The organism is Wenyingzhuangia sp. IMCC45467, assembly GCF_054111205.1.
The window spans coordinates 2127374-2142437 of sequence record NZ_CM134196.1; the positions used below are offsets into that span (position 1 = coordinate 2127374).

At 31.8% G+C, this 15064-nt stretch carries 17 protein-coding genes; 8 read left to right on the forward strand and 9 right to left on the reverse strand.

Features of this window, described 5'->3' with window-relative positions:
- Window positions 1-69: 69 nt before the first annotated feature.
- The 9 genes from ACXGQT_RS09105 to ACXGQT_RS09145 all read right to left on the reverse strand — a co-directional run bounded on the left by ACXGQT_RS09105 (window position 70) and on the right by ACXGQT_RS09145 (window position 8833).
- Entirely contained in the window at window positions 70-936 is an 867-nt protein-coding gene (locus tag ACXGQT_RS09105) for a transglutaminase-like domain-containing protein (protein WP_457828285.1), read from the reverse strand.
- 34 nt (window positions 937-970) lie between these two features.
- Window positions 971-2443, reverse strand: coding sequence for a M43 family zinc metalloprotease (locus ACXGQT_RS09110; RefSeq protein WP_457828286.1), 1473 nt, complete (start codon window positions 2441-2443; stop codon window positions 971-973).
- Window positions 2444-2480: 37 nt separating this feature from the next.
- Window positions 2481-3977 (reverse strand): GH3 auxin-responsive promoter family protein, encoded by a 1497-nt coding sequence (locus tag ACXGQT_RS09115; protein ID WP_457828287.1) that lies wholly within the window; start codon window positions 3975-3977, stop codon window positions 2481-2483.
- Between the two features lie 2 nt (window positions 3978-3979).
- Window positions 3980-5017, reverse strand: coding sequence for a M23 family metallopeptidase (locus ACXGQT_RS09120; protein ID WP_457828288.1), 1038 nt, complete (start codon window positions 5015-5017; stop codon window positions 3980-3982).
- A 68-nt stretch (window positions 5018-5085) separates the two neighbouring features.
- Complete coding sequence (gene nadD, locus ACXGQT_RS09125) at window positions 5086-5664, reverse strand: nicotinate (nicotinamide) nucleotide adenylyltransferase (RefSeq protein ID WP_457828289.1); 579 nt, start codon at window positions 5662-5664, stop codon at window positions 5086-5088.
- A gap of 1 nt (window position 5665) precedes the next feature.
- Complete coding sequence (locus ACXGQT_RS09130; protein WP_457828290.1) at window positions 5666-6430, reverse strand: DUF3050 domain-containing protein; 765 nt, start codon at window positions 6428-6430, stop codon at window positions 5666-5668.
- 6 nt (window positions 6431-6436) lie between these two features.
- Window positions 6437-7009 (reverse strand): guanylate kinase, encoded by a 573-nt coding sequence (gene gmk, locus ACXGQT_RS09135; protein WP_457828291.1) that lies wholly within the window; start codon window positions 7007-7009, stop codon window positions 6437-6439.
- Between the two features lies 1 nt (window position 7010).
- On the reverse strand, window positions 7011-7868 hold the full coding sequence (locus ACXGQT_RS09140; RefSeq protein WP_457828292.1) for a YicC family protein: 858 nt from the start codon (window positions 7866-7868) through the stop codon (window positions 7011-7013).
- Window positions 7869-7921: 53 nt separating this feature from the next.
- Window positions 7922-8833, reverse strand: coding sequence for a DMT family transporter (locus ACXGQT_RS09145; RefSeq protein ID WP_457828293.1), 912 nt, complete (start codon window positions 8831-8833; stop codon window positions 7922-7924).
- Between the two features lie 123 nt (window positions 8834-8956).
- Between ACXGQT_RS09145 and ACXGQT_RS09150 the strand changes: the two genes are divergently transcribed.
- The 8 genes from ACXGQT_RS09150 to queA all read left to right on the forward strand — a co-directional run bounded on the left by ACXGQT_RS09150 (window position 8957) and on the right by queA (window position 14966).
- Entirely contained in the window at window positions 8957-9508 is a 552-nt protein-coding gene (locus tag ACXGQT_RS09150; protein WP_457828294.1) for a C40 family peptidase, read from the forward strand.
- A gap of 49 nt (window positions 9509-9557) precedes the next feature.
- Window positions 9558-10586, forward strand: a complete 1029-nt coding sequence (locus tag ACXGQT_RS09155; RefSeq protein WP_457828295.1) for a glycosyltransferase family 9 protein — start codon at window positions 9558-9560, stop codon at window positions 10584-10586.
- A gap of 83 nt (window positions 10587-10669) precedes the next feature.
- Complete coding sequence (locus tag ACXGQT_RS09160; RefSeq protein WP_457830813.1) at window positions 10670-11032, forward strand: DUF3127 domain-containing protein; 363 nt, start codon at window positions 10670-10672, stop codon at window positions 11030-11032.
- Window positions 11033-11119: 87 nt separating this feature from the next.
- A complete protein-coding gene (gene aat, locus ACXGQT_RS09165) occupies window positions 11120-11767 on the forward strand; it encodes a leucyl/phenylalanyl-tRNA--protein transferase (RefSeq protein WP_457828296.1) in 648 nt (215 codons plus the stop codon).
- Between the two features lie 95 nt (window positions 11768-11862).
- Window positions 11863-12189: a nucleotide pyrophosphohydrolase gene (locus ACXGQT_RS09170; RefSeq protein ID WP_302885139.1), complete on the forward strand. Its 327-nt coding sequence runs from the start codon at window positions 11863-11865 to the stop codon at window positions 12187-12189.
- Window positions 12189-12449: a hypothetical protein gene (locus ACXGQT_RS09175; protein ID WP_457828297.1), complete on the forward strand. Its 261-nt coding sequence runs from the start codon at window positions 12189-12191 to the stop codon at window positions 12447-12449. The genes ACXGQT_RS09170 and ACXGQT_RS09175 overlap by 1 nt, the downstream gene beginning before the upstream one ends.
- Entirely contained in the window at window positions 12449-13678 is a 1230-nt protein-coding gene (locus ACXGQT_RS09180; RefSeq protein ID WP_457828298.1) for a 3-phosphoshikimate 1-carboxyvinyltransferase, read from the forward strand. The genes ACXGQT_RS09175 and ACXGQT_RS09180 overlap by 1 nt, the downstream gene beginning before the upstream one ends.
- A gap of 238 nt (window positions 13679-13916) precedes the next feature.
- On the forward strand, window positions 13917-14966 hold the full coding sequence (gene queA / locus ACXGQT_RS09185) for a tRNA preQ1(34) S-adenosylmethionine ribosyltransferase-isomerase QueA (RefSeq protein WP_457828299.1): 1050 nt from the start codon (window positions 13917-13919) through the stop codon (window positions 14964-14966).
- Window positions 14967-15064: the final 98 nt, after the last annotated feature.

Consider the following 15064-nt stretch of genomic DNA (forward strand, 5'->3'; position numbering starts at 1 on the left):
TTAAGTAAATATAAAACATTAAAAGAAGAGTACGCTCCAACAGTCTATAATCGTTATCAAACATTGTTATTACAACACTTTAAACGAACTTTTTACTTTTGCTTTCTCTCCCCAATACCTATAATACCAAAAATGATAATTATTTAAAACAGAGTCATTTCTAACATTAGACAACTGTATATAATTATTTTCCGTTTTTTTGAAATTTGCATCATAACCTCTGGTTGGTTCAAATTTAACCCAACCAACATCTTGTAAATAAACTTCTGCCCAACTATGCCTTGGGGTTATTTTATATTGTGTTAATGCTAAATACCCTTCTATGGTTCTGGCAGGAATGCCATTGGCTCTACATAACGCCACAAACAAATCTGAATACTCTGTACAATCGCCTGATTTTATTGATAGTGCTTTTAAGGCTCCTAGCTCTTTTGTATTAAATGAATATTCAAATTTATTCCTAACATATTTAAATATTTTTTTAATAGTTTTAACATCATTCTTACCTTTTAAACTTAGGGCTACTTCTTTAATTTTAGGATTATTGCTTTCTAAATATTTTTCATGTATTAAATATCTATTATAGTCTATTAATTTAAACGGGGCTGTTTTTCTACTAGACAACAAACTGTTTGAAGATAGTTGTATTTTAGTAGAAATAATTATTCTTTCCACCAGTAACGGTTGATTAATTACAAACTCAGCATATTTATTTTCATCCTTTACAAACACTCTATTTGGATGCCTAGAAAACTGCAAAGACATGACATGCTGAGAATTTTGCACTTCATTAGGTATAAGACAGACTAATCTTATTTTACTTGTATTTGGATGAGAAAATACATCATAGATAAACTGACAATCTACCGTTTGTTTTTCTTGACTGTATAATACACAACAACTTATTAATAAAAAAAATAAAATATTGTTTTTCATTGTATAACTACACTAGATTGCTTTTGTTTAATAATTATTTTTTAATAATTCTCTTTACAATCTTTTTACCTTCATTTTCTATCAAAACAATATAAACACCCGATGCTAATTCGTTTAAGTTTAAGTCTTGAGAAAAAACAGTATCTACTTCATAGTATCTTTCAGAAAATACAACTTTACCATAAACATCAAATATAGAAAGTTTTACAAATCCATCGGCAGAACCAACAATTGTAACCTCATTTTCAATAGGGTTTGGATCAACCAAAAACTGATCTAAATCATCACTGCTATACTTTGGAGGATTACAACCAGGAGAATTTAACAGTTCCATTCTTCTTGGAGAATTTTCCATAACAGCAATCATTCTTTCTTTTTGATTTTGTGTAAAGGTATCCATACAAGGATCTGCTGTATAATCCATGTAATTCTGCACCATATCATTCCCTAATCCATCATTTACACAAGTATCATAAAAAAGATTACAATCTGTATGTTCTTCCGTAGCATCGGGAGTATCTGCACAATAATCTCCATTGCTACAATCATCATTATCTCCCCAAATATGTCTTAACCCTAACCAATGCCCTACCTCATGCGTAGTTGTTCTTCCTTCGTTATAACGGTTATTCATAATAAAAGATCCATCACTCTTTGTACTATCTCCAAAAGCATGAAATGAAATCACAACACCATCTGTATCTTCGGCACCCCCAACAACATCTAAGCCTTGTAAACCTGAATAACTTGGAAATTGTGCAAAGCCTAACAAATCAGACAATCCATTATCTTCTACACTTTCTCCACCTGTTCTGATTGTCCAAATATTTAAATATTTTGTAGGATCCCACTGGGTTTCTCTTTTCATTTTTTGGACATCAGTATATATTTCCCAATCAACACCTCCACCTCCTACATTATCCGTAGGTTCGTTTGCAACATCATCACTATAAGGAGTAATCTCGTGTCTAATAATTCCCGTGGTTTCTAAACCATTTGGATCTTGTTGTGCCAAGCAAAAATTAATTTCAACATCTACAGCAACTCCCGTAGAATTAACACCTCCTGGTGTTCCTTGCATTCTTCTAAAATCTTGATTTAGCACGTTTATTTGAGAAATTGCCTGAGCATCTGAAATATTTTCTCCAACCACATTACCATCTGTATTTATCTCATCTCCATTGTGAATAATGTGAATTACAACAGGAATATTATAAACTTGAGCCGCAATTTTACCATTAGCTCTGCTCTTTTTTACTTGAGATATTTTTGCAGACATCCAAGATTCAAACTCAGCTTCTGATGTTCTATTAGGATTTTCTTCAGCTAATTTCTCTTCATATTCTACTGTAGCACATCTAACAAAACCTGTAGATTGAATAGTTCTTATATTGGCCTGAGTAAGCTTAAACCCTTTTGATTGTTTTTGGGAAAACACAGTAGTTACACAAACCAAAACAAACAATAAGCTTGTTTTAATAGCTACCTTTTGATGATTTATATTCATAGTCATGTTTTTATTTTAGAAGATAGCTATTGTTTATTTACGATACCTTAAAGTTTTGCAAAACATCTGCAATCTTTCGATTGTCAGATAATTGAGGAATTTTATTTTGCCCTCCAAACTTACCTATAGATTTCATATACTCATGAAAACCTCCTTTTTTAACCTTTGTAATTACCAAAGGTTTTAATACGCTTCCTGTAATTAAATCAAAATAGTAAATATTTTGTTCTTGCATAGACTTATCAATCTTAGCAGCAAAATCGTCTAAATTTTCTGGTTCATTAACAAACTCTATAAACCACTCGTGGTATGGTAATCCACTTGCTGGAGTTACTTGTGGAGCTACCGTAAACTCGCTTACAGTAACATTTGTTCCCTCTATAGCATCATTTAATGCTTTTTCTACTTCTTTACCAATTACATGTTCTCCAAAAGCAGAAATAAAATGCTTAATTCTACCTGTTACTTTAATTCTATAAGGAGCTAAAGTTGTAAACTCAACAGTATCACCAATATTGTATCCCCAAAGCCCCGCTGTAGTATTCAATATAATTACATAATTTACTCCCAACTTAACTTCTCCAATAGACAATCGTGGTGGATTTTCATCAAAAAATTGATCTGCAGGAATAAATTCATAAAAGATTCCGCTATTTAATTGTAGCAACATTCCTTTTTCAGTTTGAGAATCTTGATATGCAATAAACCCCTCTGATGCAGGATACAACTCTACATAATCTATTTTTTTTCCTATGAGGCTTTCAAACTTGTGTTTGTAAGGTTCAAAATTAACGCCACCGTACACAAAGAAATTAAATTTAGGAAATAGCTCTGCAACTGTTTTTCCTGTTTTTTCCTGTAATTTTTCAAAATACATTTGTACCCATGATGGAATTCCACTAATTACAGACATATCTTCATTCACCGTTTCTTCAACTACCGCATCTACCTTAGTTTCCCAATCTTCAATACAATTAGTTTCCCAACTTGGCAATCTGTTTTTTTGCAAATAAGAAGGAACATAGTGAGCTGCAATTCCACTTAAACGCCCTAATTTAACTCCTTTTAAATCTTTAAGGACCGGGCTTCCTTGTAAAAACATCATTTTTCCATCTACAAAAGAAGCATCTCCAGTTTCTGTAATATAAAACAACAAAGCATTTCTTGCTGCCTTTACATGTGTAGGCATAGATTCTTTGGTAATAGGAATATATTTTGCTCCTGAAGTTGTTCCCGATGTTTTGGCATAATATAAAGGCCTTCCTTTCCACAACACATCTGCTTCTCCATCAACCATTCTATCTACATAAGCTCTAATCCCTTCATAATCTTGTACAGGAACTTGCTTTTTAAAATCCTCATAATTTTTAATACTTTCAAAATTATGATCTTTTCCAAAAGCTGTATTTTTTGCATTTTTAATCAAATACTGAAACACTTTATCTTGTGTTTCTATAGGGTTATTAGCCCATTTATATACTTGTTTGCGAATAGCCTTAGCAAAAGGCAACGCTATTTTTGATTTGATACTCATTTTTAAAATTTCACAAAATTTGTTGGATCTACTGGGTAACCATCTTTCCACATTTCAAAATGAAGATGTGGTCCCGTACTCAACTCTCCTGTTGAGCCTACATTAGCTATTACCTGACCAGCTTTTACTAACGCCCCTTGAGATACACTTATTCTACTATTATGTTTATATACCGACACGTAATTACTTTCGTGCATAATAACTATTACATATCCTGTTTCTATAGACCATTCAGCAAAAACAACAGTACCATCTGCAATAGACTTTACTGGAGCTTCTTTTTCAGCCGCAATATCTATAGCAAAATGATGTTCTACAGCATTGTATTCCTGTGTTATATTTCCTTTAATTGGCACTGCAAAAACACGACCTGTTTTGTTAAACTCGTATCCAAAAATACTAAATCGTTCTTCTCTTTCTACTTTTTCTCTAAAAACAGAATCTAAAATAGATGATTCTAAGGACTCTAATTCCTCTTCAGACAAACTTTCCTTTTCAGATAAATTCTCTTCATCAACATGATTTTCATCACCTAACTCAACTCCTTTATATTTTTCTCTAAGAGACCCTATAATACTATTTTTTTCCTGCAACAAGGTATATAACTTTTCTAATTTATGATGAATAGAATCATTATTTACAATACCTGATTGATACACAGACTCTCCCTCTTTAGTTACAAAAGGCAACACATCCATTTCCATTGCTTTTTCTCCCAACAAAGCAGGCTTCATAGATTCTGTATACAATTCTAAAGCATACATATTTTGCTCTAAAGAATCTAACTTAAAATTTAGGTTGATGGCATTCTTTTTTAATTCTGGAGATTCAAAACCTGGAATATATTCTTTTAATGAAGTGTAAACAATTAACCCCGAAGTAAAAATGATTAGAAAAACACTAAACAAACCTCCAAAAACAAAAACATTTAAACGTGTTAGTTTAAAGGAGAATTTCTCTTCAAAAGACTCTTCAGTTAAAACTACCAAACGGTATTTTTTAACCAATTTTCTTTTAATACGTTTACCTTTTTCTGCCATTTAAAAAAATTATTGTTTTGTGATTTATCAAAAACCAAACCACAACTCTCAAATATATTCTTTCCTTTTTATTTATAAAAATTCATCAAATCTATATACTCCCAAACTCTTGGCAATAACAAATGTTGTACACTTTTTTTATCTTTTATGGAACTTCTTATAAATGTAGATGATATTTCTACAATAGGAGCTTCTACAAAATGTATTTTAGGATGATTTTTTAAACTATCTACTTGTTGTATTTCTGAAATTCTTGGATACACAAAAACCTCATATTCTTCTAAAATCACCTCGTAATTTTTCCATTTATGAAAAGATTTTAAATTATCCTCCCCCATAATAATGGCAAATTCATGTGTTGGAAATTTTTCAGAAATATGCACCAAAGTATCAACCGTATAATTAGGTTGATTTAACTTAAACTCAATATCTGACGGATGAATATGTTCGTAATCTTCTGTTGCTTTATACACCATTTCTAATCTGTGATGATTGTCTAACAATGTATTTTTTTTCTTGTGAGGATTGTGAGGAGTTACCACCATCCATACCTCATCCATGTCTGTATAATGTAGCATATGGTTCGCTAAAATAATATGCCCCACATGTACCGGATTAAAAGTTCCAAAATACAAACCTACTTTCATGCTACACCAATTCTAATTGTATTCCAGACCAAAGTCCAATTCTTTTTTCAATAGCTTGTTCAGAAACTATTAGTACCTCTTCCCATTTTTGTTCATTAACTCCACATAATTCCTCTATCATCCTTAATGATAAAGGACCATGCTCATCACCATCTAACTCAATATGTCTTTCTAAATAATACAACAACTTTGTATAAGCCTTATCTCGATTTTGTTTTTTTGTTTCTTTTACAATTTCCAAAAACATTTCAGGAATTACATCTTCTCTACCAAAAGTAAAAGCTGCTGCAATTTCATGTACATTCCCTCTCTCTATAACCTCAAAAGTATAAGACACAAAGTCGTAAACTGATGGAGAAACCTCAACTTCTTTTAAGGCATCTAACACAGAAACTCCTTGCTTTATTAAGTTGACAAACAACTCAACTTTAGCTGTACTAGCTCCTACTTCTTTCATAGCATCTAAGTACATTTCAAAATGACTCATGGGTACTCCCAATTCATTTACATCGGTTTCCTCTCCATGTACAATTTCATTGATAAACCTAGCTGTTACAGGGTTCTCTACAGGAATCCATACTTTAGAAACACAAGTTAATTTTAATTGTAAATTTTTTAACAAAGACATAAAATCCCAAACAGCAAACACATGGCTCTCCATAAATTGTTTAACATCATCAATACTATTTAAATCCTTGTACAAATTATGAGAATTCAGCTTATTTATAGCTGAATGAATTTTATTCTGAACATCTTCAATCTTCATCTAACCTTACTTATTTATAAATTCTAAAACCATTTTATATGCATCTTCTTTTGCCACAGACAAATCGTTATTTACCAAAACGGTATCAAACTTTTTAGCAAAATCCATTTCTTGCTCAGCCTTGGCTACACGCATTTTAATTTTTTCTTCCGTTTCTGTTGCTCTACCACGTAATCTTCGCTCCATTTCTTCAATAGAAGGTGGTTGTACAAAAATGGCCAAAGTCTCTTCTGGAAATTGTTTTTTAATATTTAATCCTCCAACTACATCAATATCAAAAACCACATGTTTTCCTTCTTTCCAAATACGAGTGATTTCTGATTTTAAAGTACCGTAAAAATTATCTTTATAAACTTCTTCCCACTCCAAAAACGCATCTTCATCCACTTTATTTCTAAACTCTTTGGCTGATAAAAAATAATAATCTTTTCCATCAACTTCTCCAACCCTAGGTTCACGTGAAGCCGCTGAAATAGAAAAATCTAAAGGTAAATCTGTTTCTCCTAATAAATGACGTACAATGGTGGTTTTTCCAGAACCCGATGGAGCAGAAAAAACGATTAATTTTCCTGATGACATATTATAAAACGTTTAATATCTGTTCTTTAATTTTTTCTAACTCATTCTTCATTTGCACCACAACTTGTTGCATTGGAGCGTAGTTAGATTTTGATCCTGTAGTATTAATTTCTCTACCAATTTCTTGAACAATAAATCCTAGTTTTTTACCATCAGAAACTTGGTTATTTAACTCTTTGATAAAATATTCTAAGTGATTTGCCAAACGTACTTTTTCTTCGTTAATATCTAATTTTTCTAGATAGTAAATCAATTCTTGCTCAAATCTATTTTCATCAACTGTTACTTGTAAATCATCAATGGCTTTGCGTAATTTTAATTTTACAGCTTCCATTCTAGCATCATCATGTTGATTAACTTCAATGGCTAAATTCTGAATATTTTGAATACGCTCTCTAAAATCTATCTCCAAAGACTCTGCTTCATCTTTACGGAATTGCACCAAAGCAGCAATGGCTTCTTCTACCCCTTTTTCAATCAACACCCATTCTTCTGGGTCTAATTCTTCGCGTTCCGTTTTTAAAGTATCTGGCAATCTCATCGCCATATCTAGCAACTCAACATCTGTACCTGTAGCTATTTGTTTTAACTGATTCATATAATCAGCCACCACATTTACATTTACTTTAGTTTGAGAAACTTCTGCAGTCATTTCTACATAAATAGAAAAATCAACTTTACCTCTAACAACTGAATTTGCTATCGTTTTACGAACATCAATTTCTTTTTCTCTGTAATATTGAGGTATACGAACGTTTAAATCTAAATTTTTACTATTTAAAGATTTAATTTCTATAGTAACCTTTTTGGTAGGCAATTGTACTATTGCTTTCCCATACCCTGTCATCGACTGTATCATGTATCCAAAAAATTTGGCTGTAAAAATACGGATTTTACATGGGATAGACTTCTCTACTTAGCAGTAACTTTATTCTGGACCTTATAAGGCCTTGAGGTAACCAAATAAACACCTATAAAAATAAGCACAGTACAAGCTACTTTTACCCAAGAAAGTTCATCACTCCCAACCAATAAAGCAAACAAACTTGCTATTACAGGTTGGGTATAAATAAAAGCGCTTACTGTAGTGGGTTTTAATTGCTTTAAGCCATAAAGATTGAATAAAAAATTACAATAAGTAGCAAACACAACCACATAAGCAATAATTAAATAAATATCTATAGGAATATGCTGCCAGGCTACCGCCAAAACCTCGTTAAAAACCACAGGAGTCATAAACAACAATCCAAAAGTATACAGCCACTTTACAAAAACAACTGGATGGTATTTTGCAATCATTTGTTTTGCTAAAATTAAATACAACGCATAGCCAGATGCATTTACAAACACCAATAAGTTACCCAACGGAATATTTACGGCATTAAAAGCTTCTTTTTTATCTGCTGTGGTTAACAAAAAAGCCCCTAACAATCCAATAACAATTCCTAAACCACGTTTTATTTCTAATTTTTCTTTTAAAATAATTAATGAAAACACAAATACTAGAATGGGAGTGGTTACCATTATAACAGCTCCGTTAATAGGAGTTGTTAGACTAAGCCCTTTAAAAAAAGATAAAATATTAACAACAATAGCCAAAATTGACAGCAATGCTATTTTTGGAAAATCCTTTTTTTCTAAAGCTGGTGGCTTTACAATAAATGAGGTCATCCAAAATAAAATGGTGGCGGCAAAAATTCTAACCCACACCAATGCAAATGGACTCATATAAGTAGGCATTACCCTTTTTACCAAAGTATAATTAATTCCGTAAAAAACAGCTGTACTAAAAACAGCTAATAATGCTAAGTTTCTTTTACTCATGGTCATTTTTTATCATTCAAATATCCGTAGAATATCTATTTTAGCAATATGAACAGACTTAAATTATTTCTTTTTTTTACCTGTATGGGTATTTTATTTACTTCGTGTAAATCGGTCTCTTACATGCAAAATAAAAAAGTTGATAAAATTATAGCTACTGCTAAAAAGTTTGAAGGCACCAAATACAAAAGAGGAGGTATAGATGAACAAGGAATGGATTGTTCTGGACTGGTTTATACTAGCTTTTTAAAAAATGATATTAAACTCCCTAGAACCTCTTTAGCACAATCTGCACTAGGACAATCCATTCCTTACAATAATATTTCCACAGGAGATCTTTTGTTTTTTAAAACACTTAATTCCAATCGCATCAATCATGTAGGAATAGTAATCTCTAAAACTCGAAAAAACATAAACTTTATTCATGCTTCTTTCGAAGGAGTCATCACCTCATCTATAAAAGAACCCTACTGGGAAAAAGCTTTTGTAACAGGAAAAAGAATTGTAAACCCGCCTACTCACCCAAGTAATAACTTACAACTATATAAAGTAAAATCTGGCGATACGCTTTATGGAATAGCCAAAAAACACCACACTAGCATACAATCCATAAAAGAATTAAACCATTTAACAAGTGATAACATTGCTATTGGAATGATTTTGAAAATTTTATAAGTACTATTTCTTTACTATCTTTCAACAAAAGTTTACTCTATTAAACACTATGAATCAAAAACATATTTTAGTGATTAGAATGTCGGCTATGGGTGATGTTGCTATGACCGTACCTGTCATCAAAACCATGATTACTCAAAACCCAAACATTAAAATTACTATCGTTTCTAAAGCATTTTTAAAACCTCTTTTTGATGATCTTGAGCAAGTGTCTTTTTTTGCTGCAGATGTAAAAGGAAAACATAGAGGTTTTAAAGGTATTTATAAATTATACAAAGAACTAAAAACATTAAAATTTGATGCCGTTGCCGATTTACACAATGTGTTGCGCTCTAAAATTTTAAGAACTTTTTTTAAATTAGACGGAACAAAAGTTGCTTTTATTAACAAAGGAAGGGCTGAAAAAAAAGCCCTAACTTCTTTAAAAAACAAAGTATTTAGACCTTTAACAAGCACGCATCAACGTTATGCAGATGTCTTTGCTTTATTAGGAATTTCTATAAATTTAGAAACCCCATCATTAAAAGAAAAAGAACCACTTACCAATCAGTTAAAAATATTATTTGGCTATCAGCCTAATGAAAAAATAATTGGAATAGCACCTTTTGCTGCTCACCGAGGAAAAAAATACCCTATAGAATTAATGGAACAAGTAATTGCAGAGCTAAGCAAACAATATAAAATTTTATTGTTTGGCGGTGGTCAATACGAAATTAATGCCTTAAACAATATCACAAAAAAATACCATAACACTTATTCCATTGCTGGTAAAGTAAAATTAAAAGAAGAACTTACCATTATTAGTAACTTAGCTGCTATGATTAGTATGGATAGTGGTAACGGGCATTTTTCTGCTTTGTTTGGTGTTCCAACCATTACTATTTGGGGAGCTACACATCCTTACGCTGGTTTTGCTCCTTTTAATCAGGAAATGAATTGTTTAACAGCCGATAGAAAAAAGTTTCCTCTTTTACCAACTTCTGTTTATGGAAACAAAACAATATCAGGTTACGAGCAAGTAATGGAAACCATTAGTCCTAAAGCTATTATTCACAAAGCTTTATCAACAATTAAATAGATTTGTTAATAAGTTTAAAGAGTTTATATTCTAGTTTCTTAACATTCTAATTATTTTTGATATTCAATAAATAAATGAAGAACATGCAAGTATCAGGAAAAATTAAGTTAATTAACGACACGCAAACATTTGGAGCGAGCGGATTTAGAAAGAGAGAAGTAGTTATTACTACTGATGAGCAGTACCCACAAATGTTAATGATTGAGTTTGTACAAGACAAAGTAGATATTTTAGATGCTTACAAAGTAGGACAAGATGTAACTATTTCTATCAACTTAAGAGGTCGTGAGTGGATCAATCCAGAGGGAGTTGCAAAATACTTCAACTCTATTACAGGTTGGAGAATTGAAGCCAACACACCAGCTGCTCAAGGAGGTGAAGCTCCTGCAACTTTTGAAACTACTTCTATTGCTCAAAACGAAGAACCAGATGATTTACCTTTTTAATTAAGAAAATCATCTTAAAGAATATTAAAAACGCTTTCAATTTTATTGAAAGCGTTTTTACATTAAGCTTTATAGAAACATTACCTTATGTATTTATTAGACAAAAACACTGTAAAATTCCCTCATCCCAATTTAGCCAATAAAGATGATATTCTAGCTATAGGTGGAGATTTATCTACAGAACGTTTACTAGCAGCTTACAAGCAAGGTATTTTTCCATGGTATTGTGATGGAGAACCAATTATTTGGTACAGTCCAGCATGGAGAATGGTTTTAGACCCTAGACATTACAAACCTTCAAAGAGTTTAAAGCAAATCATTAAAAAAAACACTTTTACGGTTACTTTTAATCAAAATTTTAAAGAAGTAATTTACAACTGTAAAACCATTAATAGATACGATGGATTGGGTACTTGGATTACGGATGACATGCAACAAGCATATATTAAACTTCATGAATTAGGTATTGCCAAATCTGTAGAGGTTTGGTTAAATAATGAAATGGTTGGTGGTTTGTACGGCATAGATCAAAATCATGTTTTTTGTGGCGAAAGTATGTTTAGTAAAGTTAGCAATGCCTCCAAAATTGCTTTTGCTTGGCTCAATGATTATTTAGTTAAAAACAATTATAATTTATTAGATTGCCAAGTACACAACGATCACTTAGAGAGTTTAGGGGCTTATGAAATTCCGAGACAAGAATTTTTAGACATTTTAACAAAAAAAAAGCTTTAATACTTTCCAACTTATATCTTTTTAACTTGATGAACAAACCCTTATCTTTGAGCCGTTTTAACCCCAAAGGGTCATTTTAAATTAAACCATCAACAATGGATATTAAAAACGCACAACTTGATGTTGACAAATGGATAAAAGAACATGGTGTTCGTTACTTTAACGAACTAACAAACATGGCTCAATTAACCGAAGAAGTTGGAGAAGTTGCCAGAATTATTGCTCGCCGATACGGTGAACAATCAGAAAAAGAAAGCGACAAAAACAAAGATTTAGGAGAAGAGTTATCCGATGTTTTGTTCGTTCTTTTATGCTTAGCAAATCAAACAGGAGTAGATTTACAAGCTGCTTTTGATGCTAAATTAGATTTAAAAACCAAACGTGATCACGATCGTCATCACAACAACAAAAAACTACAATAATGGCCAATCAAAAAGTAAAAAAAATAGCAAGTACACCTTTGTGGAAATTAGCTATTAGATTCATGATTTCTTTCGGATTTATTTTAGCCATTGTTTTTACAGCAGCAGAATTGTTTAAAAACGGAAACTTAAATGCTATTTCGGAAAGTTTTGAAGATGGTACCTGGATTCCTTTTGTAGCAACAAGAGCAGCAATTATTGTAGGGTACGGATTTGTAATGGCTTTTTTAACCAAAAGCAAAGCTAAAAACACTTTATAATGGCACATGCAGATATAGGAACAAAATTCCTTAAAAAATATAATGGAACGGTAAACGATGCTTTTCAAATTACCGGTTCTAAAAGTGAAAGTAATCGTTTGTTAATTTTACAAGCGTTATACCCAAGTATCAACATTAGTAACTTATCTAATTCTGATGACACCAATTTGATGCAAAACGCATTAAAATCAAAAGAAAAAGAAATCAATATTGGACACGCAGGAACTACCATGCGTTTTTTAACTAGTTATTTTGCAGTAAAACCAAATTCAGAAATTATTTTAACAGGATCTGCAAGAATGCAAGAACGTCCTATTAAAATTTTAGTAGATGCTTTGCGTTCTTTGGGAGCAAATATTGAATATGTTAAAAATGATGGATTTCCTCCTTTAAAAATTACAGGAACTACTTTAACAGCTAACAAAGTTAAAATTGATGGTAGTGTAAGTAGTCAATACATTTCATCTTTATTATTGATTGCTCCTACTTTACCAGAGGGACTAACCATCGAATTTGAAGGAAAAATCACTTCTATCCCATATATTCAAATGACTTTAAGCTTGTTGAATGATTTAGGAGTTTCTACAAATTTTGAAGGACAATTTATTACCGTTAAGCCAACTCAAGAAATTAAAAACACTGAGTTTACTGTGGAGTCAGATTGGAGTTCTGCTTCTTATTCTTACGGATTGGTCGCTTTAACAGAAAATGGAAAACTAAACATTTCATCATATAAAGAAAACAGTTTACAAGGAGATTCTGTTTTACAAGATATTTACAAAGAATTTGGAGTAAAAACTACTTTTAAAGAACATACAATTTCTTTAGAAAAAACACCAACCGTTACTTTACCTAAACGAGTTGAGTTCAATTTGGTACAAGCTCCAGACATTGCACAAACCATTGCTGTTACTGCTTTTGGATTAGGGGTAGAATGCCACATGACAGGTTTACACACCTTAAAAATTAAAGAAACCGATAGAATTATTGCTTTGTACAATGAGTTAACAAAGCTTGGTGCTACCATAGAATATACAGATGAAACTTTAACTGTAAAAGCTTTTAACGGAACTATTAATAGTGATGTTCACATTGCCACTTATAACGATCACCGTATGGCTATGGCTTTTGCTCCGTTGTTATTAAAAACAAATATCAATATTGATGATGCTGGAGTAGTTTCTAAATCTTACCCTAGTTTTTGGGATGATTTTGGAAGATTTCAATAACTTATGCAGTAGTAAGTATTGAGTAATCAGTACAAAGTTTAGAAAAATGCTCAAAATTGAATTCAATTTTTGAGCATTTTTTTTAGGTTACAAAACACCGCTACCACATATAAACACTCACTCTCAGTACTCTGTACTCAATACTGATTACTAGTCAAAACAAAAATAAACCTCAATATGCTTGACAACCCCTATTCCCAGATTGTATATTTGCATCCTATTTAAAAACAACACATACATGAAGTTATCTGCTTTTCACTTTGATTTACCTGATGAATTGATTGCACAGCACCCAGCTGAATACAGAGATGAATCTCGTTTAATGGTCTTGAACAGAAAAGAACAAACCATAGAACACAAACAGTTTAAAGATGTTATAGATTACTTTGATGATGGTGATTTAATGATTTTAAACAACACCAAAGTTTTTCCTGCCCGTATGTATGGGAACAAAGAAAAAACAGGTGCTAGAATTGAAGTTTTCTTGTTACGTGAATTAAATGCTGAAAACCGCTTATGGGATGTTTTGGTAGATCCTGCTCGTAAAATTAGAATTGGAAACAAATTGTTTTTTGGTGAAGATGATTCTTTAGTAGCTGAAGTAATTGACAATACAACTTCTAGAGGACGTACCTTACGTTTTTTATATGATGGTTCTTATGAAGAATTTAGACAAAAATTAGAAGACCTTGGAGAAACACCAATTCCAAAGCATTTAAATAGAGATGTTGAGGAGGAAGATGCTGAACGTTTTCAAACCATTTATGCAAAAGAAGAAGGTGCAGTGGCAGCTCCAACAGCTGGATTACACTTTTCTAAACATTTAATGAAACGTTTAGAAATTAAAGGAGTAGATTTTTCTGAATTAACTTTGCATATTGGTTTAGGAACTTTTAACCCAGTAGAAGTTGAAGATTTATCTAAACACAAAATGGATTCTGAGCAAATGTTAGTTTCAGAAAAAACTTGTGAAGAAGTGAATAATGCAATTGACAACAAACGTAGAGTTTGTGCAGTAGGTACAACTGTTATGCGTGCTATTGAATCTACAGTTTCTTCAAACGGAAGATTAAATCCTTATGACGGATGGACAAATAAATTTATTTTCCCTCCTTATGATTTTAGTATTGCCAATGCAATGATTACTAACTTCCACCCTTCTAAATCAACCTTAATGATGCAGGTAGCTGCCTTTGCAGGTTATGATTTTTTAATGAAAGCTTACAAAGAAGCTATTAAAGAAGGATATAAATTTAGTACTTACGGAGATGCAATGTTGATTATCTAATCAACCTTATCGATAATAAAGTTAAAGTCCCGAAGTTTTCCACTTCGGGATTTTTCTTTTCACAGAGTTACGTACCTTTGCAAAACAGTTTTACACCA

Bases quoted from the DNA above. Each gene is read 5' to 3' on its own strand.
- ACXGQT_RS09105 (WP_457828285.1), bottom strand. From the start codon at position 936: ATGAAAAACAATATTTTATTTTTTTTATTAATAAGTTGTTGTGTATTA.
- ACXGQT_RS09110 (WP_457828286.1), bottom strand. From the start codon at position 2,443: ATGAATATAAATCATCAAAAGGTAGCTATTAAAACAAGCTTATTGTTT.
- ACXGQT_RS09115 (WP_457828287.1), bottom strand. From the start codon at position 3,977: ATGAGTATCAAATCAAAAATAGCGTTGCCTTTTGCTAAGGCTATTCGC.
- ACXGQT_RS09120 (WP_457828288.1), bottom strand. From the start codon at position 5,017: ATGGCAGAAAAAGGTAAACGTATTAAAAGAAAATTGGTTAAAAAATAC.
- nadD (WP_457828289.1), bottom strand. From the start codon at position 5,664: ATGAAAGTAGGTTTGTATTTTGGAACTTTTAATCCGGTACATGTGGGG.
- ACXGQT_RS09130 (WP_457828290.1), bottom strand. From the start codon at position 6,430: ATGAAGATTGAAGATGTTCAGAATAAAATTCATTCAGCTATAAATAAG.
- gmk (WP_457828291.1), bottom strand. From the start codon at position 7,009: ATGTCATCAGGAAAATTAATCGTTTTTTCTGCTCCATCGGGTTCTGGA.
- ACXGQT_RS09140 (WP_457828292.1), bottom strand. From the start codon at position 7,868: ATGATACAGTCGATGACAGGGTATGGGAAAGCAATAGTACAATTGCCT.
- ACXGQT_RS09145 (WP_457828293.1), bottom strand. From the start codon at position 8,833: ATGAGTAAAAGAAACTTAGCATTATTAGCTGTTTTTAGTACAGCTGTT.
- ACXGQT_RS09150 (WP_457828294.1), top strand. From the start codon at position 8,957: ATGCAAAATAAAAAAGTTGATAAAATTATAGCTACTGCTAAAAAGTTT.
- ACXGQT_RS09155 (WP_457828295.1), top strand. From the start codon at position 9,558: ATGAATCAAAAACATATTTTAGTGATTAGAATGTCGGCTATGGGTGAT.
- ACXGQT_RS09160 (WP_457830813.1), top strand. From the start codon at position 10,670: ATGCAAGTATCAGGAAAAATTAAGTTAATTAACGACACGCAAACATTT.
- aat (WP_457828296.1), top strand. From the start codon at position 11,120: ATGTATTTATTAGACAAAAACACTGTAAAATTCCCTCATCCCAATTTA.
- ACXGQT_RS09170 (WP_302885139.1), top strand. From the start codon at position 11,863: ATGGATATTAAAAACGCACAACTTGATGTTGACAAATGGATAAAAGAA.
- ACXGQT_RS09175 (WP_457828297.1), top strand. From the start codon at position 12,189: ATGGCCAATCAAAAAGTAAAAAAAATAGCAAGTACACCTTTGTGGAAA.
- ACXGQT_RS09180 (WP_457828298.1), top strand. From the start codon at position 12,449: ATGGCACATGCAGATATAGGAACAAAATTCCTTAAAAAATATAATGGA.
- queA (WP_457828299.1), top strand. From the start codon at position 13,917: ATGAAGTTATCTGCTTTTCACTTTGATTTACCTGATGAATTGATTGCA.